The sequence below is a fragment of the Flavobacterium sufflavum genome (assembly GCF_004016525.1).
GTDB classification, from domain to species: Bacteria; Bacteroidota; Bacteroidia; order Flavobacteriales; family Flavobacteriaceae; genus Flavobacterium; species Flavobacterium sufflavum.
This window is the reverse complement of the sequence record NZ_SACJ01000048.1, coordinates 1-258: the sequence shown is the minus strand read 5'-3', so window position 1 is coordinate 258 and position 258 is coordinate 1. Positions and strand designations below refer to the sequence as shown.

At 46.5% G+C, this 258-nt stretch carries 1 protein-coding gene; it reads left to right on the top strand.

Annotation, left to right across the window (positions count from 1 at the left end; all coding sequences use genetic code 11):
• A partial coding sequence (locus tag EOD40_RS17890) for a SprB repeat-containing protein (protein ID WP_196781477.1) occupies positions 1–258 on the top strand: 258 nt, incomplete at both ends.

The following is a 258-nucleotide window of genomic DNA, read 5'->3' as shown; positions in this document are numbered from 1 at the left end:
GACCATATACCTTTAACTGGGGTGGTGGTATAACTACCGAAGACAGAACAGGACTTGCAGCTGGAAGCTATTCGGTAACAATTACCGATGCTAATGGATGTACTGGAACTGTATCAGGAATTACATTAACTCAACCGGCAGCAGCCGTAAGCGGAACAACCGTTGTTACGAATGTTGCTTGTAATGGTGGAACTACCGGAGCAATTAACCTTACTCCAACTGGAGGAACAGGCCCTTATACCTTTAACTGGGGCGGTG